Source organism: Micromonospora sp. HM134, from assembly GCF_007833915.1.
Classification (GTDB): Bacteria; Actinomycetota; Actinomycetes; order Mycobacteriales; family Micromonosporaceae; genus Micromonospora; species Micromonospora wenchangensis.
Genome location: NZ_CP041061.1, coordinates 7,057,555 through 7,079,763, shown reverse-complemented (window position 1 = coordinate 7,079,763; position 22,209 = coordinate 7,057,555). Strand labels below are relative to the sequence as shown.

General features: G+C 71.0%; 19 protein-coding genes, 1 tRNA gene and 1 pseudogene. 10 read left to right on the top strand and 11 right to left on the bottom strand.

Annotated elements, in window-relative coordinates:
* Positions 1-160 precede the first annotated feature (160 nt).
* The gene (locus FJK98_RS30835) at positions 161-1,363 is read right to left on the bottom strand and encodes a helix-turn-helix domain-containing protein (protein WP_240762448.1); all 1,203 of its coding nucleotides are present in this window, start codon (positions 1,361-1,363) and stop codon (positions 161-163) included.
* Complete coding sequence (locus FJK98_RS33430) at positions 1,350-1,514, bottom strand: hypothetical protein (protein WP_168222576.1); 165 nt, start codon at positions 1,512-1,514, stop codon at positions 1,350-1,352. Before FJK98_RS33430 ends, FJK98_RS30835 begins: the two co-directional genes overlap by 14 nt.
* 194 nt (positions 1,515-1,708) lie before the next feature.
* On the opposite strand from FJK98_RS33430, the gene FJK98_RS30830 reads away from it, so the two are divergent.
* Both FJK98_RS30830 and FJK98_RS30825 read left to right on the top strand, forming a co-directional pair.
* Positions 1,709-2,788, top strand: a complete 1,080-nt coding sequence (locus tag FJK98_RS30830) for a helix-turn-helix domain-containing protein (RefSeq protein WP_145922149.1) — start codon at positions 1,709-1,711, stop codon at positions 2,786-2,788.
* 98 nt (positions 2,789-2,886) lie between these two features.
* Positions 2,887-3,660: pseudogene (locus FJK98_RS30825) on the top strand (XRE family transcriptional regulator); the annotation flags it as partial.
* Between the two features lie 3 nt (positions 3,661-3,663).
* Here FJK98_RS30825 and FJK98_RS30820 read toward each other — a convergent pair.
* Positions 3,664-4,230: an NUDIX hydrolase gene (locus tag FJK98_RS30820; protein WP_145922148.1), complete on the bottom strand. Its 567-nt coding sequence runs from the start codon at positions 4,228-4,230 to the stop codon at positions 3,664-3,666.
* A 523-nt stretch (positions 4,231-4,753) separates the two neighbouring features.
* Here FJK98_RS30820 and FJK98_RS30815 point away from each other — a divergent pair.
* Positions 4,754-5,578 (top strand): hypothetical protein, encoded by an 825-nt coding sequence (locus FJK98_RS30815; RefSeq protein WP_145922147.1) that lies wholly within the window; start codon positions 4,754-4,756, stop codon positions 5,576-5,578.
* Positions 5,579-6,103: 525 nt separating this feature from the next.
* On the opposite strand, the gene FJK98_RS30810 is transcribed toward FJK98_RS30815, so the two are convergent.
* From FJK98_RS30810 to FJK98_RS30795, 4 genes are all read right to left on the bottom strand, one after another.
* A complete protein-coding gene (locus FJK98_RS30810; protein WP_145922146.1) occupies positions 6,104-6,670 on the bottom strand; it encodes a hypothetical protein in 567 nt (188 codons plus the stop codon).
* A gap of 626 nt (positions 6,671-7,296) precedes the next feature.
* A complete protein-coding gene (locus tag FJK98_RS30805; protein WP_240762446.1) occupies positions 7,297-7,743 on the bottom strand; it encodes a CPCC family cysteine-rich protein in 447 nt (148 codons plus the stop codon).
* 654 nt (positions 7,744-8,397) lie between these two features.
* Positions 8,398-8,471: transfer RNA gene (locus FJK98_RS30800), tRNA-Pro, on the bottom strand.
* A gap of 188 nt (positions 8,472-8,659) precedes the next feature.
* Positions 8,660-9,553 carry a metallophosphoesterase gene (locus FJK98_RS30795; protein ID WP_145922145.1) on the bottom strand — a complete coding sequence of 298 codons (894 nt, stop codon included), beginning with the start codon at positions 9,551-9,553 and terminating at the stop codon, positions 8,660-8,662.
* Positions 9,554-9,578: 25 nt separating this feature from the next.
* On the opposite strand from FJK98_RS30795, the gene FJK98_RS30790 reads away from it, so the two are divergent.
* Positions 9,579-10,034: a GatB/YqeY domain-containing protein gene (locus tag FJK98_RS30790; protein ID WP_088643824.1), complete on the top strand. Its 456-nt coding sequence runs from the start codon at positions 9,579-9,581 to the stop codon at positions 10,032-10,034.
* A 96-nt stretch (positions 10,035-10,130) separates the two neighbouring features.
* Here the strand turns inward: FJK98_RS30790 and FJK98_RS30785 are convergent, their stop codons facing one another.
* Positions 10,131-12,563: a transglycosylase domain-containing protein gene (locus tag FJK98_RS30785; protein ID WP_145922144.1), complete on the bottom strand. Its 2,433-nt coding sequence runs from the start codon at positions 12,561-12,563 to the stop codon at positions 10,131-10,133.
* A 402-nt stretch (positions 12,564-12,965) separates the two neighbouring features.
* On the opposite strand from FJK98_RS30785, the gene FJK98_RS30780 reads away from it, so the two are divergent.
* Entirely contained in the window at positions 12,966-13,286 is a 321-nt protein-coding gene (locus FJK98_RS30780; protein ID WP_145922143.1) for a WhiB family transcriptional regulator, read from the top strand.
* A 44-nt stretch (positions 13,287-13,330) separates the two neighbouring features.
* Here the strand turns inward: FJK98_RS30780 and FJK98_RS30775 are convergent, their stop codons facing one another.
* Genes FJK98_RS30775 through FJK98_RS30765 form a run of 3 tightly spaced genes read right to left on the bottom strand, consistent with a single transcriptional unit; the run spans position 13,331 to position 16,143 of the window.
* Positions 13,331-14,479 (bottom strand): ArsA-related P-loop ATPase, encoded by a 1,149-nt coding sequence (locus FJK98_RS30775; RefSeq protein ID WP_194822735.1) that lies wholly within the window; start codon positions 14,477-14,479, stop codon positions 13,331-13,333.
* A 54-nt stretch (positions 14,480-14,533) separates the two neighbouring features.
* Positions 14,534-15,511 (bottom strand): ArsA-related P-loop ATPase, encoded by a 978-nt coding sequence (locus FJK98_RS30770; RefSeq protein ID WP_145922141.1) that lies wholly within the window; start codon positions 15,509-15,511, stop codon positions 14,534-14,536.
* Between the two features lie 26 nt (positions 15,512-15,537).
* On the bottom strand, positions 15,538-16,143 hold the full coding sequence (locus FJK98_RS30765) for a hypothetical protein (protein ID WP_145922140.1): 606 nt from the start codon (positions 16,141-16,143) through the stop codon (positions 15,538-15,540).
* Between the two features lie 327 nt (positions 16,144-16,470).
* On the opposite strand from FJK98_RS30765, the gene FJK98_RS30760 reads away from it, so the two are divergent.
* From FJK98_RS30760 to FJK98_RS30740, 5 genes are all read left to right on the top strand, one after another.
* Positions 16,471-16,956: a hypothetical protein gene (locus FJK98_RS30760; RefSeq protein ID WP_145922139.1), complete on the top strand. Its 486-nt coding sequence runs from the start codon at positions 16,471-16,473 to the stop codon at positions 16,954-16,956.
* 45 nt (positions 16,957-17,001) lie between these two features.
* Positions 17,002-17,157: a DUF4177 domain-containing protein gene (locus FJK98_RS30755; RefSeq protein ID WP_088643831.1), complete on the top strand. Its 156-nt coding sequence runs from the start codon at positions 17,002-17,004 to the stop codon at positions 17,155-17,157.
* 12 nt (positions 17,158-17,169) lie between these two features.
* A complete protein-coding gene (locus FJK98_RS30750; RefSeq protein ID WP_088643832.1) occupies positions 17,170-17,631 on the top strand; it encodes a RidA family protein in 462 nt (153 codons plus the stop codon).
* Between the two features lie 123 nt (positions 17,632-17,754).
* Complete coding sequence (locus tag FJK98_RS30745) at positions 17,755-18,555, top strand: MBL fold metallo-hydrolase (protein ID WP_145922138.1); 801 nt, start codon at positions 17,755-17,757, stop codon at positions 18,553-18,555.
* Positions 18,552-22,127 (top strand): adenylate/guanylate cyclase domain-containing protein, encoded by a 3,576-nt coding sequence (locus FJK98_RS30740; protein WP_145922137.1) that lies wholly within the window; start codon positions 18,552-18,554, stop codon positions 22,125-22,127. Before FJK98_RS30745 ends, FJK98_RS30740 begins: the two co-directional genes overlap by 4 nt.
* Positions 22,128-22,209: the final 82 nt, after the last annotated feature.

Genomic DNA, 22,209 nt, shown 5'->3' with positions numbered 1-22,209 from the left:
GCAGGACGTTGCGGGCTGCGGTCGCCACCGGGCAGCCTGCGGTCCGGCAGACCGGACAGCGGCCGTCGGGTCCGGGCCGGTGATCGCGGAGGACGGCACGGGCGGTGAGGATCAGCCGGTTGCGGATCTGTGCCAGGGACAGGTGAGGACCGGTCACCGTTCAACCCGTTCCGAGCATGTCGGCGAGTTGGGTGATCGTTGCCGGGGCGTCGGGGTCGCGGGCGACTTGGGCGAGGATGTCCCGGCCGGCTGGTCGATGGTGGATCTCGGCCGGTGCGGTCCGGTGGGCCTGCAGCAGGACCCGGCCGGCATTGACCGGGTCGTTGGCCTGGAGGTGGGCGCGGGCAATGTCGATCAGGTACGCGGCGCGGTGTTCGGCGGGCAGCCACCGCCAGCCATCCCGTACGGTCACCTTCTCGTGCCAGGCCACGGCCGTCTCCGCGTCGCCCAACTCCACCGCCACGGTGATCCGGGCCAACTCCACCGCCGTTGCCCCGAACCCGGTCCGGTGATGGTCGTGACCGTCTCCTACCTGCGCCGCCATCTCCGCAGCCTCGTCGACCAGCTCGGCGGCGGTGCGGTCGTCCCCGGCGCAGGCGGCGGCCAGGGCGGCCTGCACCAGCAGGGTCCCGCACAGAGACAGCTCGGCAGGAGGGCCGTACTCGATCACGGGTGGGGCGATCCGGTACGCGGCGGTCAGCATCACCGACTTCGCCACCCGCGCCCGCCCCGAGCCGCGCAACACCTGACCGAGCTGCACCGCAGTGGCCGCCACCAACACCCGGTTACCAGTAGCGGCGGTCATCGCCCGGTCGACCGCCAACCACGCCACCTCGAAGGCACCGAGCTTCACCAGCAGCGACGCCGTCACCCGGTACGCCTCCACCAGCGGCACCCGCCCCGCACGGGGATCGTGGGCGTGGGTGCGCTGCGCGTCGGCCACCAAATCCGGCACCAGATCAATCACCTGCGGGTAGCGGGCAAGCTGGAAGGCCGTCCACACGTGCGCGGTCTCCCGCGTCAGCCTCTCCGCTGTCAGTACAGGTCGGCGGGTGTTCGGACGCGCCAAGGCGATCTCGTACGTCGTCAGGGCCGCGCGGATCCGTTCCACACCCTCGGCACGCTCGGTCACCCCGGCCGGCTCGACGTGCCGGCCGAGCAACACCCCCGGCTCGATCCGCAGGACGGCGGCGATGTCCTGGAGCGTCGACACCTTGTCCAGCGACCGGACACCCCGCTCGACCTTGTCCACCCAACTCTTCGACTTACCCAGCCGATCGGCCAACACCTGCTGGGAGAGCTTCCGCCGCCCCCGCCAGTACGCCACCCGACGACCGACCGGCAACAGGTCAACGCTGTCCACGACGCCACCGTCGATCCGGCACCGCCCGATCCGTCTCCTCGGCCGGTATCCGGTCCGCCTCGGCCTGCGCGAGGATCCGCTGCCGAGCCGCCTCCCGTTCCGCCTGCTGGATCTGCTCGCCCCTGGACTGGTCCGGAACGTCGCCGCTCATTCCCGCCTCCACCGTTAGAGGGGGCGCGGCGACACTGCTCTCGGGGGGATCGACGCCGCCGCGCCCGGCTGGCGACGTGACCAAGCCCGGTCGTCGCACCGGCCGCGCTGACCACGTCTGGTGTCTACTCTTGTGATCCCACGACTACGCTCGGAAGTGGCTCGATGCTTTCAGGACCTTTCACGGGGGCTCCGATGGATGACCTCGGCGCACAACTGAGGCAGGCTCGTACCGAGGCAGGCGTGACGCTGGCCTCCATCGCGGCCCGCACCAGCTATTCGGCTTCGCACCTGAGCAACGTCGAGTCGGGACGCCGGACCGCGACGCCGGACATCGTGCTCGCCTACGCGCGAGCGTTGGGAGACCCGGACGTGAGACGTAGGCACCTTCTCCAAGCCGCCACCATTGGCCCGATCGCCGCCAACGAGCTGATCCGATCCGGCTTCACCGCAGCCCTCGCCGGCCGACGGGACAGCGAAGACCGCTGGCGCGACCGGGTCGAGCAGTACGGCCGCGACTACATGGAGATCGGCGCGGACAGCCTTCAGAGCAGGCTTGCCAGTGACCTCGTCGTCCTGCAACAGCAGCTCGACTCGCCGACGATGTGGGCGACCGCCGCCCGCGCACTCACCACCTACGGCAAGACCACCAAGGACCCGACCGAGGCGATCGGCTGGTACGACACCGCCCGGATCGCCGCCGACCGCTCCGGCGACCTCGCTGTCCGGGTCTGGGTACGTGGCAGGGCCGCCATCGCCCTGGCCTACGAAGGCGCGGCTCTACCCGTCGCCAAGCGGTACGCCGACGAGGCCATCGCCCTGTCCGACCGTCCGTCGCTCGGACGTCTCCAGGCGCTGATGGCCCGCGCACACGTCGCCGCCGGGCGAGGCGACATCGGCGGAGCCATCACGGCCGACGAGGACGCACGACGGATCTTCGACCAGACCGCCTCTCCGGACGGTGAAATCTCCGACGCCGCCGTACCCGCCTGGCGCATGGCCACCTTCCGGTCGATGCTCTACGCCCGACTCGGCATGGTCGGCCCCGGCGAGCAGGCCCAGACCGACGCCGACCGGCTCCGGCCGCCGGCGCTGACCCGGTTCGCCACCCACATCGAGCTACACCGGGCCCTCATGATGGCCAAGTCCGGGGATCGGTCCGGGGGACTTGCGTATGCCCGACGGGCCTGGTCGATGCTGCCGGCAGACCGCCGCTCACAAACTCTCGGACTGGTGCTGCAAGAAGTGGAGAGAGCAGCACGCAAGCCAGCCTGACCCCCGCTGGGGGATGCGGTCTCAAGCTGTCGCCCGCTGCCACTGGCGGTGACTCAGGGTTACGAGCAGACACCAAGCGTCATCAACTCATATTCGCGAACAACGGCCGGTACGGCCACGCCTCCGGTCAACGGCTGCTCAGTGCCGCTGCCGAGCTGGCCCAACTCGCTGGCTGGCAGGCGTACGACACGGCTGAGCACGGCATCGCCCAGCGGTACTTGACCCTTGCCCTGGACTTTGCCCACGCTGCCGGAGACGACGGCCTCGGCGCGGAGATCCTCGCCGCGATGAGCCATCAAGCCACCTACCTCGGTCACACCGCGACCGGCCTCGACCTCGCCCGCGCCGCCGGCCAGACCGCTCGCTGCGCCGGGGTCCCCGTGCTGACCGCCGAAGCCCACGTCATGGAAGCCCACGCCCTGGCCAAGGCCAACGACGAACGGGCCTGCGCCGCCGCCTTGCACCAGGCGGAACAGGCCTTCGACCGGGCCGACCGCAGCGCCGATCCGCAATGGCTCAGCTACTTCGACGAGGCGTACCTGTCGGCCAAGTTCGGCCACCACTTCCTCGCCCTCGGCCGCAACACCCACGCCGAACGCTTCGCTGCCCGATCCCTACGGATCGACAACCGGTACGTACGCGGCAGAGCCTTCAACCTGGCGCTGCTCGCCAGCGTCCACGCCCAGCAGGGCGAACCCGACCGGGCCTGCACCGTCGGGGCGGAAGCCCTGACCCTGACCAACCAGCTCCGCTCGGCCAGGGCCGTTCGCTATGTCCGCGACCTGCAAGCGCAGCTCGCCCCACACCGGCGGCTACCCGCCGTCCGGCACTTCACCGGTCGCATCGATGCCACCCTCGGCCCTCGACGCTGACCGTCACAGCTCTCCCCGGGCCTTGCGCGCCACCAGCTCCAGCACCGCGATCACCGTGCCGGCACCGACGATCTCACCCCGCGATACCAGGCCGTACGCCTCGTCGAGCGGAATCCAGGCGACCTGCTCTGCTTCGTTCACATCCGTGGGTGTGCCGATGTGCTCGGCGTGCAGGGCCAGGAAGAGAAGGTTCTCGGCATCGGCAGTGCCGACCCACGGTTGGAAGGACAGCAGCGGCTCTACCGCCTGGGGCCGCCAGCCGGTTTCTTCCTCGACCTCCCGTACCGCGCACTGCGCCGGCTGCTCGTCGGGGTCGATGTAGCCGCCGGGCAGTTCCCACACCCACCGGTCGAACACGAACCGGTGCCGCCGCATCAACAGCAGACGCTCCTGATCGTCGAGCACGGCGACCATGGCCGACCGGGGAACCCTGATCACGTACTGCTCGAAGCGCACGCCGTCAGGCAACTCCACCTCGGCGATGCTCAGGCGTGCCCGGCGGGTGTCGTCCACGACCCGCTCGCCGTGGATGGTCCACCGGGTCAACTCCGTCGCCTGCTCCTCCACCACCCCGCCAGTATCCGCGCCGGCCCCCTTACCATGCACGACAGGCGGCACCTGCTGGCCGCACCCGGCCGTCCGACCCCTCGCTTGTTAGCTCTGTGCAGCTCGTCTGCCGTCGGCCGCCCGCGTCCGTGACCTCGGGTGACTGTTCGCAGCCGGCGCCCGACCGTTGTCCTCGTCCGGGCCGGTTGCTGTCAGCGAATTGCTCGTCTGCGACGTTCGGCTGACGCCGTGCCTGGCATGCCGCCCTCTGATGAACGGCATCATGCTCCTCCGCACCCCGACGAACGAGGCTGCTCAGCCTCCGGTTCCTCTGAGGACGCCTAGGGGACTGTACCTGCTAGCCTTCTTGGCGGCGCTTCAGCGCTGCAAGGCCGGATGGTGTAATGGGCAAACACACCCGAGGAGGCTCGATGTTCGCGTCGCGCGTTGCGCATCGAGCCGTTGAGGCGGGAGTTTACGAGTTCGACTCTCGTGCCGGCGGAGGAGACGGCCACTACCCGTATCCTGCGCCGACACGAGAGTAAAGATGCCGACACCGACACCACTATTCATAGCAATTGACGCCAATGTACGGCAGGGCACCTCGGCATTCGTGCATACCGTGCGATTAGCCAAGCGACAAGTGGCCATCAACCGGCCGGCCGAAGTAGCCGTAACTGAACGCCTGGCAGCACTCTTGCTGGCAGCGCAGTATGAAGGTCGGCTGCACTGGCTGCTGAACCATCCCGATTCCCGTCTGTCGCCCTCCGATATCAGCGCCATACGAAAGACGAGGGGCCTCGCTGCCAAGTGGGAGGAGCTACTTCGTACGTCGCTGGCGATGAGAAAGAGTACCCAGGGCGGCAGGCCCTGCAAACCCCACGACATTCCGGCTGCACTCAACAAGGTAGAGCGTAGGCGGTATAACGAAATCAATCGCTTCAATCGCGACCACCTCAATCCTCTAATCGATATTCGAAACTCGCTCGCACACGGTGAGTGGAATACCGCTCTAACCAAAGCTGCGGATGGAATCAACTCCGATCGGAGCGTTAGGCTACGGTCCATCACCCTGTTCCGTGTCGTTATTCTGGCCAACATGCTTGATCACTTGTGGCGCGCCCACTTTGACGCTCAAGTGACTTACTATGCGTTTGAGCGCGACTTCGATTGCCATTATCGGGGGATGGCTAATGCATCCCGACGATTAGAGCGAGCCGACGAAGCGCGTTGGCTAGAAGTAATGCGGCATCGCTACAAGGGTGGAAGAAAGGCGCGGATAGAACTCGGTACACCGCCGCAGGTATGGTGGTGGCGTAGCGGTCCAGCCGGGCATGAACTACTGTCGACGGGATTCCGTCACGAGTCTTGACGGCGCGCACTAGCGGCCGATTACTGGCGGCGGTCCTCACTTTCGTTGTCCCCTGGGCGGTCAATCGGCCGCTGGGGCATCCGGCAACGATCGCGCTCGACCGGTCTTGCCGCCGTGACGGCGAAGAACATTGCTACGCCAAACGCCCACGCCGCCCCGCTCGTGGGGTCGCAGGCCGCCACGGCCGCACCGACCATGACTGCGGCCAGCGCTGCGGTAAGGCCACTGGCGCGGTCCCTGCAACATCCACAAGAACAGTTCGACGCTCGACGCCCCGAACCACCCTGCTGTGAGCCGCGGCAGCAACCGAGAGCGGTGTTGCCATCCCGATGCTCCTATGGATGTCAACCCGGCGACTCCTTGACCCCCAGGCAGCGATCAAGCTGTGCCAACCTGGCCCTTCTCTCATCGGACCCTGGACCCTCGGTCCATCATCGTCCACCGGCGTGCGGGCCTATTCGCTCCGATCGTCACTCAGTAAGTCACCCACGAGAGGTTGATATGGCTCGCCGCCCTATAAGGATCTTACCCAAGACCCTTATAGGCGGGATATCTGCCAAGCATGTATCTGCGCTTAGCCATTCTGGTGCCGCAGTCATGCAAGCGCACACAAAGATCTTCTATCCTGTCGGCAATCTCCTCGACATCTTCAACCGTGAATCTTTTCTCCGCTCGCTTTCTGCGCTGCCTACTTCGATTGAAGTGAAGTACCTTTTCGGGTTCCGATTTTCCTCGCACGGATGGTGCGCATAATTCGTCATCGTCGCCGAAGCTGCAATGTTTTCGCCATGTCGAGTGGGCAACCCAGTTCCGCAAATCGCGCAACTCGGCCATCTCGCCCAACAGGCTAATCATTTCGTCGCGCTCACCCCTCCAACCATACGCACCGTATTTAGCAAGAACGACCTTGACGCTCTGCACTAGCCACTCCCATGACTGACCTTCAAACAGGATGGCGAGATTATCGGTCGGGTCAAAGTCGGATAGGATGCTACGCAGTCGGTCTTCTACCTTTGCACTTTCCGAGACGACTCGGCCAATTGCTCGATAGAGACTTTCCGTAAGCTCTGCGTCAGGGGTGGTGTCGGGCATGACGTGAGATTGCCACCCGAGGAGTGAGAACTCCACAGGGTTACCGCCTGCCATCCCTGTCTGCCGTCGACCCGCACTCCTGTGGAGCAGGCCGCTGCCCGGCCCGCCACGTCAAGACGGCCTTGACGCCCGGTCGGACGCTGGCGGGTCGGGCGGTGGTCTGCTCGGCTCGCCCGGGTCGACGGCGGGCGGGATGGCTCCCCACCGCCACCACCCACGGACCGCAGGCCGCCGACGGACCCCCGGCCATCCTGGAGCCGGAGCGCCCCCGCCGGAGGCGCAGTAACCCCAACCCCGCCATCGGCCTGGCAGCCGCCAACGGACCCGGCGTGCCCTCCCCTACGCCGCGCGGCCCGGCCGGCTGCCGGCCCCACCACCCCACCGGCAAACGGCCTGCCGTCATCCGGCGGCCCACCGGGCCACCCGCCTTCCGCGCCAGCCGCCGGGCGCGCGCCCGGCGGCTGGCGCGTGCGGCCCGTTCAGGGCCGCCTTGATAGATGTACAGAAAGTCCTCCCACACCGGCCGGCAGCCGGCTGTCCGGTCCCAGGACCTACGTGACAGATTGGTATCAGGACCTGGGGTGACACTCCGCGAGAGCGCCGAAGCGATCGGCTTGCGGATCGAATCACGTCAAGTCGTCGCGGGCCGCCGATCGGCGTCTGCGCTCTTCCCAGCGGGCTTGTCGTCTGGCATAGGCGCGCCGCGCATCTGACAGGCTGACCGGCCGTTCGGCGTAGGCACGCCGGGCATCCGTCAGACTCAGCGAGCCGTTGGGGCCGCCTCGTACCGTGTCAGCGTCTTCGTCATCCTGGCCGTCGTCCTCCCAGCCGCAGGCGAAGCAGATCTCGAACTGACCTCGCCCCTCAAGCGTCGGGTGCCGACAGCAGGGACACGCGTACGGTTCGTCACCCGCTTCAGCCACTACAGATCGCTGGTTCAACGCCTCGACGTACTGCTCGAACCACCTGTTGCGGCGTGCGAGTTCTTCCGCGGACGGCCCCTCCTGCTTACCGGCGTGCTCGTCCATCAGCACCTCTCGCTGTCGATCCAGTTCAAGGATCGAGTTCAGCACAGAAAGGCCCACCGCAGGGAGGTGGCGCTACCGCGTTCGCTTACACGTACCTTCCGCAACTCCGTCGCCACGAGATGCCCGAGGCAGACAAGATCGTCTAGCCGGACGTGTCACGCACGTCCTGAGACCCGACATGGCCGGCAGCGGCCGGATCGCCTCCGGTCCGGGGCACGGTGGGTTGACGCGTCGATGCTCGGTGCTACCGGGGACCTCGTCGAGCACGTCAGCGCGGCCTTCCCTCCGGATCGCTGACCTCGACTTCGGAGTTGCCCAGCAGCCTTCCTGACGCTGACGCGGGCCGCGTCACGCCGGCCCTCGATCGCACCAGCCGTTGCATCCGCCCGGAATCCGCTGAGTGGCACGACGCGGCCTTCCCTGCCGTCCACGATGGCCCTCGATTCGCGCACCTCGACGGGTGGGGATCGCCTGCGGCAACCGGCCGGAAGCCGACAACCAGGCACCCCGCCCGTCCCGGCATCACCCATGATCCAGGAACCCAGCTCAACGAGGCGTCGGTGACGATGGAGATTTACTCGCAGGCCTCGGACGCCACTCGCCACGGGCTCAAGCGCCTCGGCGAGAGCCTGCGCTGTCCGCTGCTGTACAAAGCACTAGAGGGCACATCCATGGATCGGATGTGCCCTCTGACCTCTGTCGGGGTGGCCGGATTCGAACCGACGACCTCTTCGTCCCGAACGAAGCGCGCTACCAAGCTGCGCCACACCCCGAGGCGTGCGGTGAAATAGTAGCCCACCCGCTCCGCCGATCAAACTCGGTACCCCCGGCACCGGCGACGGGGAGCCCGGCACCCGGCTCTGGCCTGCCTGTCCCCATGATCAGATTGCCGGAACGGTGACGACACGCCGTCAGGACTGTGCGGAACGGCAACCTGATCATGGGGGCAGCAGAGCGGGGGTCAGCGGGCGGTGAGGGTGAGGATGCTGGCCTCGGGCGGGCAGGCGAAGCGGACCGGGGCGGTGGGGTGGGTGCCGAGGCCCGCCGAGACGTGCAGCCAGGAGTCGGAGGCGGGCCAGCGGTGCAGGCCCTTCGCCATCGACCGGGGCAGCCCGCAGTTGGTGACCAGCGCGCCGTAGCCGGGCACGCAGACCTGACCGCCGTGGGTGTGCCCGGCCAGCAGCAGGCCGAAGCCGTCGGCGGCCATCTGGTCGAGCAGGGCGGGTTCCGGGGCGTGGGCGAGCGCGATGGACAGGTCGGCGGCGGGGGCGACCGGGCCGGCGACGGCCGGGTAGTCGTCCTGCCCGATGTGCGGGTCGTCCACGCCGACCAGCTCGACGAGGCGGCCCCCCGCCTTGATCGAGGTACGCGCGTTGTTGAGGTCCGCCCAGCCGGCCCCGGTGAGGACGTCCCGCAGTTCCTCGAACGGCAGGGCCGCGCCCTCGGTGTACTCCCGGCCGGGCAGGAAGTAGGTGAACGGGTTCTTCCAGACCGGCCCGGTGTAGTCGTTGGAGCCGAAGACGAACGCGCCGGGGTAGTCGAGCAGGGGTTGCAGGGCGCGCAGCACCCCGGGCACCGCGTCGGGGTGGGCCATGTTGTCTCCGGTGACCACCACCAGGTCCGGGTCGAGGGCGGCCAGCGAGGCCACCCACTGCTGCTTGCGCCGCTGGTCGGGCATCATGTGCAGGTCCGACAGGTGCAGCACGCGCAGCGGCTCGGCGTCGGCCGGCAGCACCGGCACGTCGTACCGGCGCAGGGTGAACATGTTGCGTTCGACGAGGGACGCGTACGCCAGGGTGGCCGCTCCGGCGGCGACGGTCCCGGCGGCGAGGCCGAATAGTGTGCGCTTTCGCATGCCGACCAGGGTAGTTTGACCGTCCATGAGCACGCTGAAGGACCGCCTGACCGCAGACATGCGCGCCGCCCTCAAGGCGCGCGACGAGCTGACCACCTCCACGTTGCGGATGGCGCTGGCCGCCGTCGGTAACGCCGAGGTCGCCGGCAAGGCCAAGCGCGAGCTCTCCGACGACGAGGTGCTCGCGGTGCTGACCAAGGAGGCGAAGAAGCGCCGGGAGGCGGCTGCCGCGTTCGCCGACGCCGGCCGCGCCGAGCAGGCCGACAAGGAGACCGCCGAGGGGGCGGTGCTGGACCGCTACCTGCCCAAGCAGCTCTCCGAGCAGGAGCTGACGGAGCTGGTGTCGGGGGCGCTGGCCGCGGGCGGCTTCACCGAGAAGTCCCAGATGGGCCCGGCGATGAAGGCGGCCCAGGCCGCGGTGGCCGGTCGGGCCGAGGGTGGTCGCGTCGCCGCCGAGGTACGCCGACAGCTCGGCCTCTGACCCACCGTCGCGCCGGTCGGTCCGCGCACCGGTACGTCGGACAGCCGACGGGCGGGCACCCCGTGTGGGGTGCCCGCCCGTCGGCGTCGGTACGGGTCAGTTGTTGCCTGGTGGACGGCCCGGTGGGTTGCCGGTGTTACCCGGCGTGTTGCCGCCCTGGTTCGGGGTGCTGCCGCCGCCGCTGCTCACCTCGATGGTGACCACGCCGCCCTTGATGGTGCGGCCGTTGGGGCTGGTGCCGGCGACGGAGCCGGCCGGACAGTCCGAGGCGACCTTGTTGTCGGAAACGACGACGGAGAAGCCGGCCTCCTTGAGCTTGCCCCGGGCGCCGTCCACCGACTGGCACTTCACGTTCGGGATGGAACGCTGGTCACCATTGATGATCTTGCCGTTGGGTGGGGTGAACTCGATGCCGGGCTTGCCCTTCATGGCGTCCCGCAGCGTCTGGTAGACCGCCGGGTTGATGCCGGTCGGCGTGTCGTGGCCCATCTGCTGGTTGGTCTGCGCCCAGTCCGGGTCGGCCATGATGCCGGCCACCGCGAACTGCTTGGTCATCACCACCAGCGAGGAGGTCTTCTCGCTGTCGGTGGTGCCGGACTTGCCGGCCACCGGCTTGCCGACGATGCCGCGGACGTTACGGGCGGTCGCCCCGGAGCACTTGGAGACCGACGACCGGTCACCGACCGGGCAGCGGGCGGCGTCCACGGCGGCCCGGGCCACCTCGGTGGAGATCCGCTGCTCGCAGCGCGGGTTGGCGACGTCGAGCTTGTTGCCCTCCGGGTCCTTGATCTGCTGCACCGGGATCGGCTCGCAGTACTTCCCGTCGGCCGCCAGGGTGGCGTAGGCGTTCGCCAGCTCCAGCGGGGTGGTCTGGGAGACACCCAGGGTGAACGCGCCCCACTGGTTGGCGCCGCCCTCCTTGGTGGCCCGGCGGGCATCGTCGCTGCTGCGGAAGGTGATGCCGAGCTTCTGCGCCGCCTTGATCACGTTCTCCGCGCCGACCTGCTGCTCCAGCGGGACGAAGTAGGTGTTGACCGAGCTGCCGAAGGCGGTCCACATGTTGTGCACGCCGGCCATGCTCGCCGAGGCGTTCTTGGGGCAGTAGAAGTGCGTCCCCGGGCAGGCGGCCGGCGAGTTCTGCTCGACGATGTACTCCGACTTGAACACCGGCGGCGAGTTGATCTGGTAGGCGAGCGGAATGCCCTTCTCCAGCGCGGCCACCATGGTGAACATCTTGAACGTCGACCCGGCCTGGTAGCCGGTGATGCCCTGGCCGCCGCTGAGCAGCGGGTTCACCGTGTTGGGGTAGTTGCCCCGGATCTTCTTCTTGGCCTTCCTGGGGTCGCTGGAGTACTTGTTCTGCGGCTTCTTCGGGTCATCGATCTTGAAGTTCCGGTTGACCGACAGCGCGCGCACCCGACCGGTGCCCGGCTCGATCGCGGCGACCATCCGGGCGGCCTTGCTGTTCACCCCGAGGTTCTTGCGGACGGCCCGGTCGGCACCGTTCTGCGCCTGTACGTCGAGCGTGGTGGTGATGGTGTAGCCGCCGCTCTTGAGCCGCCGCTCCCGGTCGTACGTGGTGGAGCCGAAGGTCTCCTGCCCGAGCCACCAGCGGTAGAAGTAGTCGCAGAAGAAGCCCCAGTCCTTCTGGTTGGTGGCGACGCAGCCGTTCGGGGTGCGCTTGTCCTTCACCACCAGCTTGGTCGCCTTGGCGACGTCCGCCTCCTGCTGGGTGATGGCCTTCGTCTTGACCATGTTGTCGATGACGTAGTTACGCCGGTCGAGCGCGAGCGGGTAGCCGCTGCGGGTGGTCGGATCGTTGGTGGTGGGCGCCTTGACCATGCCGGCCAGCAGCGCCGCCTCCTCGATCTTGAGGTTCTTGGGGGACTTGCCGAAGTACACCTGGCTGGCGGCGAAGATGCCGTACGCGCCGTTGCCGAAGGAGGCGAGGTTCAGGTAGCGGGTGAGGATCTCGTCCTTCGAGAACTCCTTGTCGACCTGGAGGGCCAGCCGCATCTCGCGGAGCTTGCGGGCGCTGGTGTCCTCGGTCGCGGCGACCACGTCGGCCGGGTGGGTGGCCGAGTAGGCGATGGCCAGCCGGACGTACTGCATGGTCAGCGTGGAGGCACCCTGCTGGGAGTTGGTGCCGGACTGGTTGTTGACGAAGGCCCGCGCCACGCCGTTGATGTCCACGCCGTTGTGCTTGTAGAAGTCGTGGTCCTCGGCGGCGATGATCGCCTTCTGCATGTACGGGGAGATGTCCGCGAGCTTCACGTCGCGCCGGTTCTCGTCGTACATCGTCGCCAGCGGGGTCTTGCCGTCGTTGGCGAGCAGGTAGCTGATCTGTGGCGCGCGGGCCACGGTCAGCTCCTTGGGCAGGGCTCCGAAGGTCTCGGCGCCGGCCTTTGCCGCCAGGCCGGACATCGCCACCGCGGGGAAGGCCGCCGCCGCCACCACCACACCGGCCAGCAGGCCGCAGATCAGTAGCGATGCGGCGTTGGTGAAGACATTGTGGTCACGTTTCCGCATCCAGGTCACCTCGACAGGGTACGCGAGTAGGGAACGAGGGGCGCCGGGGCGTTCTTTCCCCATTTCCTGCGCGCGCCGACCTCGTTGTGCTAAACGCACGACCCCCGGTGCGAGGTTGCGGGTGACCGCGCCGAGTCTCCACCGATCGGTGGAGCCCGCGCAGCGTTTTCACGTACTCCGACGGGGTAAGCGGCGATCGAAGGCCCGGGAAGCCGGGACTGTCCGTAATGTTGGATTTCGCCGACAACGTTGCGTAATCATGCGACTACAGAGCATGATGGTGGCGGCGACCCGAGCCACACGTCGTCCGTGCCTCCTTGGGGAAGGAACGGGCCGGACGACCGGGGGGAACGACGGCTGGTCGCACGAGTCGGTTGGTACTGCAAGGGGGGACGTGTACAGATGGGGATGATCACTGACTGGCCGTCGCTGGCGGCGTGTCAGAACGGGGACCCGGACGCGTTGTTCGTACAGGGCGCCGAGCAGAACGTCGCGAAGCGGATCTGCCGCAGCTGCCCGGTGCGGTACGAGTGCCTGGCCGACGCGCTCGACAACCGCATCGAGTTCGGCGTGTGGGGTGGCATGACCGAACGGGAACGCCGGGCGCTGCTGCGCCGGCATCCGCAGGTGGCGAGCTGGCGCAAGATGTTCGAGGCGGCGATGAAGAAGAACGCCAAGGACCGCAGCGGCAAGGACAAGATCCTGGTCACCACCGCCGGCTGAGGCCCGACCCGGCGGGTGACCGCCCCCGGTGGGCCGTTCACCGGTCAGGAACGGCTGATCGCCGCGCCGATCGTCCGCAGCCCGTCGACGTCGTGCACGTCGGCGGGCTGCGCCGTCACCGACACCGTCGGCACCGCCGGGAACGCCTCGGTGAACCGCTGGGCCACCTGCTGTTCGCGGACCGCCTGCTGCGCCAGCGCGGCGTGCGCCCGCAGCACGTCGACCGTGGCGTCGTGCCCGCCCAGCCCGGCCAGCCGGTCGGCCGCCGCCCGGCTGGCCGCCGCGTCCAGGCCCACCGCCGGCCTGTGCACCCGGTTGAGCACCAGCCCGGCCAGTGGCATCCGCTCCGCGCCCAACCGCCCGGCGAAGTAGGCCGCCTCCCGCACCGCGTCCGGCTCCGGCGTCGCCACCAGCAGGAACGCCGTCTCGCTGGCCTGGAGGATGCGGTACGTCTGCTCGGCCCGCTGCCGGAAACCGCCGAACATCGAGTCGAGGGCCGCGACGAAGCCGGAGAGGTCGGTCAGCAGCTGCGCCCCCAGCACCTTCTGCACCACCTTGGAGAACATCCCGAAGCTGGCGGTGACGAAACTGAACATGCTCCGCCCCCCGCTGCGGGCCGGGGCGAGCAGCAGCCGCAACATCCGGCCGTCCAGGAAACGGGAGAGCCGGGCCGGGGCGTCGAGGAAGTCCAGCGCCGACCGGGACGGCGGGGTGTCCACCACGATCAGGTCCCACTCGCCCCGGGCGTGCAACTGGCCGAGCTTCTCCATCGCCATGTACTCCTGGGTGCCGGCGAAGGTGGAACTCATGGCCTGGTAGAACGGGTTGGCGAAGATCTCCGCCGCCTTCGCCGGGTCGGTGTGCTGGAGCACCACGTCGTCGAAGGTGCGCTTCATGTCCAGCATCATGGCGTGCAGCTCACCGCCGCCGGCCTCGACGTCGATCCCCTTGACCCGGCGGGGGGTGTTGTCCAGCTCGGTCAGGCCGAGCGACTGGGCCAGCCGGCGGGCCGGGTCGATGGTGAGCACCACCGTGCGCCGGCCGTGCCGCTCGGCCGCCCGCAGCGCCAGCGCCGCCGCGGTGGTCGTCTTGCCCACCCCGCCGGCGCCACAGCAGACCACGATGCGCACGCCGGGGTCGGCGAGGATCTGGTCGACGTCCAGCACGGGCGCCGCGTCTTCGGAAGGCACCAATCGAGCGTATCGGGCCGGTGGGGTCCGTGCGTCCGGGCCGACGTGAGGTGTGCGTCAATCCGCCCGACGGAGGATCTCGGCGAACGCCGCCAGCCCGGCGGAATCCACCCCGTCGGGCAGCAACGGCAGCTCGGTCACCGGCCGCCCCAGCTCCACCAGGTCGGTCCGCAGCGAATCCTCCAGCTCCCGCCGTACCTGCTGGTCCCGCGCCTCGCCGGCCAGCCCGGCCACGGTCGCCGGGTCGGTCGGCAGGCCGGCGGCGGCCAGCCCGCGTCTCAACTCCGCCCGGGTCACCTCCCGGCCGGTGGTCGACGGCGGGCGGGCCGCGTTGACGATCACCCGGCCCACCGGGAAACCGAGCTGGGTCAGCTCGGCGATCGCGTCCACCGTCTCCTGGACCGGCATCTCCTCCAGCAGCGTCACCACGTGCACCGCGGTCATCGGGGAGCGCAGCAGCGCCGAGACCCCGTCGCTCTGGGTCTTGATCGGGCCGACCTTCGCCAGCCGGGCGGTCTCGGCGGTGACGTTGAGGAAGCGACCGATCCGGCCGGTCGGCGGGGCGTCCAGCACCACCGCGTCGTACACCCGGCGCTGGCCGGCGGTGCGGGTGGTGGCCTCCTTGACCTTGCCGGTGAGCAGCACGTCGCGCAGGCCCGGGGCGATGGTGGTGGCGAAGTCGATCGCGCCGAGCTTGCGCAGCGCCCGACCGGCCGCGCCGAGCTTGTAGAACATGTCGAGGTACTCCAGCAACGCCTCCTCGGCGTCCACCGCGAGGGCGCGCACCTCGCCGCCGCCGGGGGCGTCGACGAGGTGCCGCTCGGCGTAGGGGAGGGGGTCGACCCCGAAGAGCTGGGCGATGCCCTGCCGGCCCTCCACCTCGACCAGCAGGGTGCGGCGGCCCCCGGCGGCCAGGGCGAGCGCCAGCGCCGCCGCCACGCTCGTCTTGCCCGTGCCACCCTTGCCGGTCACCACGTGCAGGCGGGACGGCCACCCGGTACCGGCCGGGTCGGCCGGCCGCTCAGCTGCTCGCACCGGTCGAGCCTATCCACCCCGCGCGGTCAGCCGACCTCGCAGACCCACCAACCCGCCTTCCGTACGACGGTGAACCGCAACGGCTGCTCGGCGATCTTCTCGTCGGCGGTGGTCATGGTCAGCGTGGTGGAGACGGTGGCCCGGTCACCGTTCTGGCTGTCGACGGTCGGGCTGGACCAGCGGAACCGCGGGTTGATGTAGGTGGTGGCGTACCGCTGCACCTCGGCCACCTTGGCGTTGATCTTCTGCGGGTCGCGCGACTCCGCGCAGACGAAGGTGGTCGCCTTGCCGGCGTCGCGTTCCTGGTAGACGGCGGTGAGGAAGCCGTCCACCGCCACCGTCGGCTCCTTGGCCCCCTCGCCGCCCTCGGTGTCGCGCAGGGTCAGAAAGGCGAGCGTCCCACCGCCGCCGCAGAGCACGACGGCCGCCGCCAGCGCGAGCCAGGCGACCAGCGGGCCGCGCCGCCGCGCCGGGGTCGCCGCCCGGTACGCGGGGTAACCCGTCGACGGCGGCGCGCCGACACCGGACGGGGAGACGCCGGGAGCGGTCGTGCCGCCTTGGTCTGGTGGGTCCTGCCGTGGCGGTGGCCCGCCTGGCGATCCGCTCGCGCCACCGAACGGTGGATGGGTCATGTGGTCCCCCGGGGGATGGGGCGCCGTCGCCGCCCCTGGCGACGACGCGGGTACGGGCGCGGCGGGCGACCCCTGATCGCCCGTCCGAGGCGCAAGGGTAACGGTCGATGGGCGGCGCGTGGCGGACCGCTCACGACCTGCGGTGGGTCGCGATCACCTTTCGGACCAAGCGAGTGTCGCATATGTGACTTTGTGTGATCAACCGTGCGCGTCCCGTTGTCCGTCGCCCCGGCCGGGTCCTACGTTCGTCCGGGTGTGGGGGAGCGGATCGGGTCGGCACCCGGTCCGGACGGCGGTCATTCATGGTACGAGGCCGGAGGAAGGTACATGCGCGACGCGGAGAACATCGCCCGAGCCCACTTCTCAGCACCAGGAGACCGGGGGAGGCGGGGAGGTTCGGGCGGCGACGCGGACGCCCCGGGCACGGGGCTGCCGATGAACGAGCGGTCCTACCGGCGCTGCGCCGAACCCACCGAGGTGCTGCGGATGCTCGGCCGCCCCGGCGACCGCAGCCGGGACGACGAGGAACCCGGCTACGTCATCCACCTGCCGATCCGGGTGGCCGACCTGGCGGCGGCGACCGCGCTGGCCGGCACCGTGGCCACCTCGCTGGGCTTCCTCGTCGAACTCGACGCCGGCGAGACCACCGTCTCCACCGCCGACGACCAGAACAACAGGCACCGGGTCTTCTGCGACCTGCTGCTGCCCGACCGGTCCCGCTGCCCCCAGCCGTACGACCACGCCGGGCAGTGCGGGGAGCTGCCGACCGCCCCCGAGCAGCGTCCCGCGCCCCGGCCGTCACCCGGACCGTAGGCTGTCGACGACACAGTCCACGCCAGGCAAGGGAGCCTTCCACCGATGCAGAAGTGGGAATACGCCACGGTCCCGCTGCTGGTCCACGCGACCAAGCAGATCCTCGACAACTGGGGCGAGGACGGTTGGGAACTCGTCGCCGTGATCCCCGGCCCGAACCCGGACCAGTTGGTCGCGTACCTCAAGCGTCCCAAGGGCTGAAGGGGTCCGACGATGAGCAACGGACCCCACGCCAAGCTGGCCGAACTCGGCCTGGCCCTGCCCGACGTGGTGCCGCCGGTGGCCAGCTACGTGCCGGCCGTGCAGTCCGGTCAGCACGTCTACGTCTCCGGTCAACTGCCGGTGGCCGAGGGGAAGCTGCTCGCCACCGGCCAGGTCGGCGCGGGTGTCTCGCCCGAGCAGGCCAAGGACCTCGCCGAGCGGTGCGCGCTGAACGCCCTCGCCGCCGTCGACTCGCTGGTCGGCCTGGAGAACATCGTCAAGATCGTGAAGCTGACCGGCTTCGTGGCGTCGGCGCCGGGCTTCCACGGCCAGCCGGCCGTGATCAACGGGGCCTCGGACCTGCTCGGCGCGGTCTTCGGGGAGGCCGGCCGGCACGCCCGCTCGGCCGTCGGGGTGGCCGAGCTGCCGCTGGACGCCCCGGTCGAGATCGAGTTGATCGTCGAGGTGGCCTGACCGCACCGCCACTCCCCGCGAGGTGACCCGGCCGGTCGGTCGAAAGCCGTGAAGGACCACAAACCAGTGGGCCGGTTCGGCAAGATCGCGGGGAGTGGCGCACAGGGTCGTACGATCGCAGCCATGACCGGGCATGTGACGGCACCGCCGGCCGCGCCGGCCGACCGGCTGCCGCAGTGGGTGACGTTGTTGCGTGCCCCCAACCCGGGGCCGATGACCCTGGAGGGCACCAACACCTGGCTGCTGCGCGCCCCCGACGCGGCAAAGGCGGTCGTCGTCGACCCCGGCCCGGCCGACGAGGGGCACCTCGCCGCCGTGGCCGCGTCCGGGCCGGTCGGGCTCGTGCTGATCACCCACGGGCACCCCGACCACACCGAGGGCGCCCCCCGGCTGAGCGACCTGCTCGGCGGGGTCCCCGTGCTCGCCGTCGACCCGGCGCACACCGTCGGCGGGGACCCGCTGACCGGGGCGGCCGGGCAGCTCGACGGGTACGGGCTGGGCATCGACCTGATCGCCACCCCCGGCCACACCGCCGACTCCGTCTGCCTGCAGGTGTCGTACGGCACCGAGCGGGTGGTGCTGACCGGGGACACCATCCTCGGCCGGGGCACCACCGTCGTCGCCCACCCCGACGGCCACCTCGGCGACTATCTGGCCAGCCTGGAGCGGCTGTCGGCGTACCAGGGGATCCCGGCGCTGCCCGGCCACGGCCCGGCGCTCGCCGACTGCGGCGCGGCGGCCGACTTCTACCTCGCCCACCGCCGGGCCCGGCTCGACCAGGTCCGGGCCGCCGTCGACGCGGGCGCGCGCACCGCACCCGAGGTGGTGGCGACCGTCTACGCCGACGTGGACCGGTCGCTGTGGTGGGCCGCCGAGTGGTCCGTCCGCGCCCAACTGGAGTACCTGGGAGTGGAGCAGCCGTGACCTGCCCGGTGTGCGGCACGCTCGCCGTCCCGGGCGCGCGGTTCTGTCACAACTGCGGGGCGGCGCTGCCGGCCGCCGCCGGCCTGCCCACTGCCGAACGACGGGTCGTCACCGTGCTCTTCGGCGACCTGTCCGAGTTCACCTCGTGGTCGGAGGACCTCGACCCGGAACGCGTCGGCGCGGTCACCGACCGGGTGCTCGCCGCGCTCGCCGGCGCGGTGAAGACGTTCGGCGGGCACGTCGACAAGCTCACCGGCGACGGCATCATGGCGGTCTTCGGCGCGCCCGTGGCCCACGAGGACGACGCCGAGCGGGCCGTCCGGGCCGCCCTGTCGATGCAGCGGGCCGTGCGCCGGGTGCTCGACGACGAACGCGGCGGCGGCGCACCGCTCGGCCTGCGGGTCGGCCTGAACACCGGCGACGTGATCGCCGGCATCCAGGCCGCCATCGAGTACACGGTCATCGGGGACACGGTGAACACCGCCGCCCGGCTCGCCGACGCCGCCGCCGTCGGCGCGATCTACGCCGGTGCCCGTACCGCGTCGGCCACCCGGCACGTCGCCTCCTGGCGGGTGCTGCGCCCGCTGCGGCTCAAGGGCAAGCGCGAGCCGGTCGAGGCGTACGAGCTGCTGGGCCTGCTCGACGCCCCGGGCACCCGGTCGGGGCTCGGCGACGAGGCGCCCTTCGTGGGGCGGGAGACCGAGATCGGCCGGGTCGCCGGCCGGCTCGCCGAGGTGATCGACCGGGGCGAGCCCCGGGTGCTGCTGATGACCGCCGAGGCGGGGATCGGCAAGTCCCGGTTCGCCGCCGAGGTGGAACGCCTCGCCGCCGGCTACGACGTCGGCGCGGGCCGGTACGCCGCGCACAGCGGGGCCCGGGTGCTCTCGGTACGCTGCGCCGCCTTCGGTGAGCGGCGACGGCTGGCCCCGTTGGCCGACCTGGTCCGGGCCGCCGTCGGCCTGCCCAGCGACACCTCCACCGCGCTCACCCGGCCGGCCGTGGAGGAACGGCTGCGCCGGCTCGCCCAACGGCTCGGCCGGCTGCGCGCCGACGCGCCACCGCTCGCCGGTGACCAGCTCCTGGCCCTGCTCGGGTACGCCGAACTGCCCGCCGGCAGCCCCGGTGACCAGGGCGGCTGGGGGGCCACCCCGCCGGCCGCCGACGCCGAGGCGGTGCCGGTCGCGGTGGCCGGGCTGCTCAGCGCCCTGGCCGCCGAGGCGCCGCTGGTGATCGTGGTCGACGACCTGCACGACGCCACCGGCGAGACGATCGCCGCCCTCGGCGCGACGCTGTCCCGGCTCACCGGCCCGGTCCTGGTGATGCTGCTGGGCCGCCCGGAGCTGGTCCGGACCGCCGGGGCGTTGACCTGGATCGCCGACGCCGAGGTGCAACCGCTGCCGCCGCTGCGCGGCGCGGACGCCTCCCGCCTGCTCACCAGCTATCTCAACGGCGGCAGGCTGCCCCAGGCCGACGCCGACCGGCTGCTCGCCACCGCCCAGGGCAACGCCTTCTACCTGGCCGAACTGGTCACCCTGCTGCGCGAGCGGGGAGCGCTGACCGCCGGCCCCGACGGCGGCTGGCGGCTGGTGCCCGGATCGCTGGGCAGCCGGCTGCTCTCCCGGGACCTCGCCGCCGTGCTCGCCGCCCGCATCGACGCGCTTCCGCCGGAGGCCCGGTCGGTGCTGCGGGACGCCGCCGTGGTCGGCGACGTGGTGCCCACCGGCGCGTTGGAGGCGCTGCGCGAGCAGCGGTCCGGGCCGGCCGGCCGGCCCGGCGCGGTGGCCGCCGTCGAGCTGGAGCGGGCCGTGGAGGAGTTGCTGCAACGCCGGATGCTGCACCGCACCCGCAGCGGCTTCGCGTTCGCCACCCCGCTGATGCGGGAGGCCGCCTACGCCGGGGTGAGCAAGGCCGAACTCGCCGAACGGCACGCCGCGCTGGCCCGCTGGGCGACCGGGGTCCCCGGCGCGTCGGTCGCCCCGCCGGGCGGGTTCACCGACGCGGCCCGGGACGACTTCGTGGCCGAGCAGGTCGAGCGGGCCGCCGTCCTCGCCGACGCGGTGAAGCTCCGCCCGGACTCGCCGGCCCGGACGGTCACCGGGCTCGGGGTGGCCGCGCTGGGCCGGGCCGCCCGTCGGGCGTTGCAGGCCGGTGAGCCGGCGCTGGCCGTCGAACACGCCGAACGCGCCGCCGAACTGGCCCGCGAGGGGCTGCCCCCGGCCGACCGGGTGGTGCACGCGCGGGCGCTGCTCCAGGTCGGCCGGGTCGGTGACGCGCTCGCCTTCGCCGAGAAGATCGCCGCCAACGCCGGTGACGACGCCGGCACCCGGGCCAGCGCCCTGCTGCTCGCCGGCCAGGCCCACCAGACGCAGGGCGACCAGGCGCGTGCGGTGGCCTGCTGGCAGGAGGCGTTGCAGGTGGCCACGGCCGGGGAGGTGACCAACCTGCGGGCCTCGGCGATGCGCCGGCTCGGGATGGCCGACTTCGTCGCCGGTCGGCTCGGCCAGGCGAGCAGCCGGCTCGCCGCCTCCTACCAGATCAGCCTCGCCGCGAAGGACCCGCGCGGGCAGGCGTGGGCGTTGCAGAACCTGGCCTGGGTCACCACCACCCGGGGGGACTTCGCCGGCACCGACGCGGTGCTCGGCCGGGCCGCCCGGCTCTTCGCCGAGCTGAAGGACCCGTACGGGCGGGCCTGGTTGCGCGGCACCACCGCCTTCGCCCGGCTGCTGGCCGGCCGGCTGGGGGAGGCCTGCCGGCTGGCCGGGATCTTCCTGCCGTTCGGGGAGCGGGTCGGCGAGGCGTGGGCGGTGGGCACGCTGCGCGCGGTCGAGGCGTTCGCCGGGGCGGAGCTGGGCGAGGTGGCCGAGGCCGACCGGTCGGCCCGCCGGGCGTACCGGGACTTCGCCGCCGTCTCCGACGACTGGGGGCGCGGGTTCGCCCTGGTGGTACGGGGGGTGGTGGCGCGGGGGCTGGGCGAGCCGGAGCACGCCGCCGACCTGTTCACCGACGCCCTCGCGTACGCCGGGCGGACCTCGCACCCGCTGCTGACCGGGATGGCCGGCACGCTGCGCGGCTTCGTGGCGCTGGACATGGGCGACTGCGAGACCGCCGAGCGGGACGCCCGGGCGGTGCTGACCGCCGTGGAACCGCACAACCCGCAGGCCCCGGCGCAGGCCGCCCCCCGGGTGCTGCTCGCCACCGCCCGGCTCGCCGCCGGTGACCCGGCCACCGCCGTCGGGTTGCTCGCCCCGGTGGCGACGACCGCCGCGAAGACGCCGACCCTGCTGTTCTCCCGCCGGCAGACCCTCGCCCGGTACGCTTCCGCGCTGCTCGCCCACGGCCAGACGGAGCAGGCGTTGGACTGGGCCCGGCGGGCGGTCGCCGCCCCGGCGGAGGACGTCCGCAGCCAGGTGATCGGCGCCGGGGTGCTGGCCGAGGCGTTGGCGGCCTGCGGTCTCCCGGCCGAGGCGCTGGCCAGCGCGCAGGAGGCGGTGCGGCTGGCCTACGCCACCGAGCAGCGCAGCGAACGGGCCAGCGCCGACGCCCTGGCGGCCCGGCTGGCCGACGGGGTCTGACCGGGGCGGTCGGCGGGTGCCGGTGGTGGTCCGCCGGGCCCCGGTCGTCGGCGGACGGTAGGTCTGTCGGTTCCGGGGATGT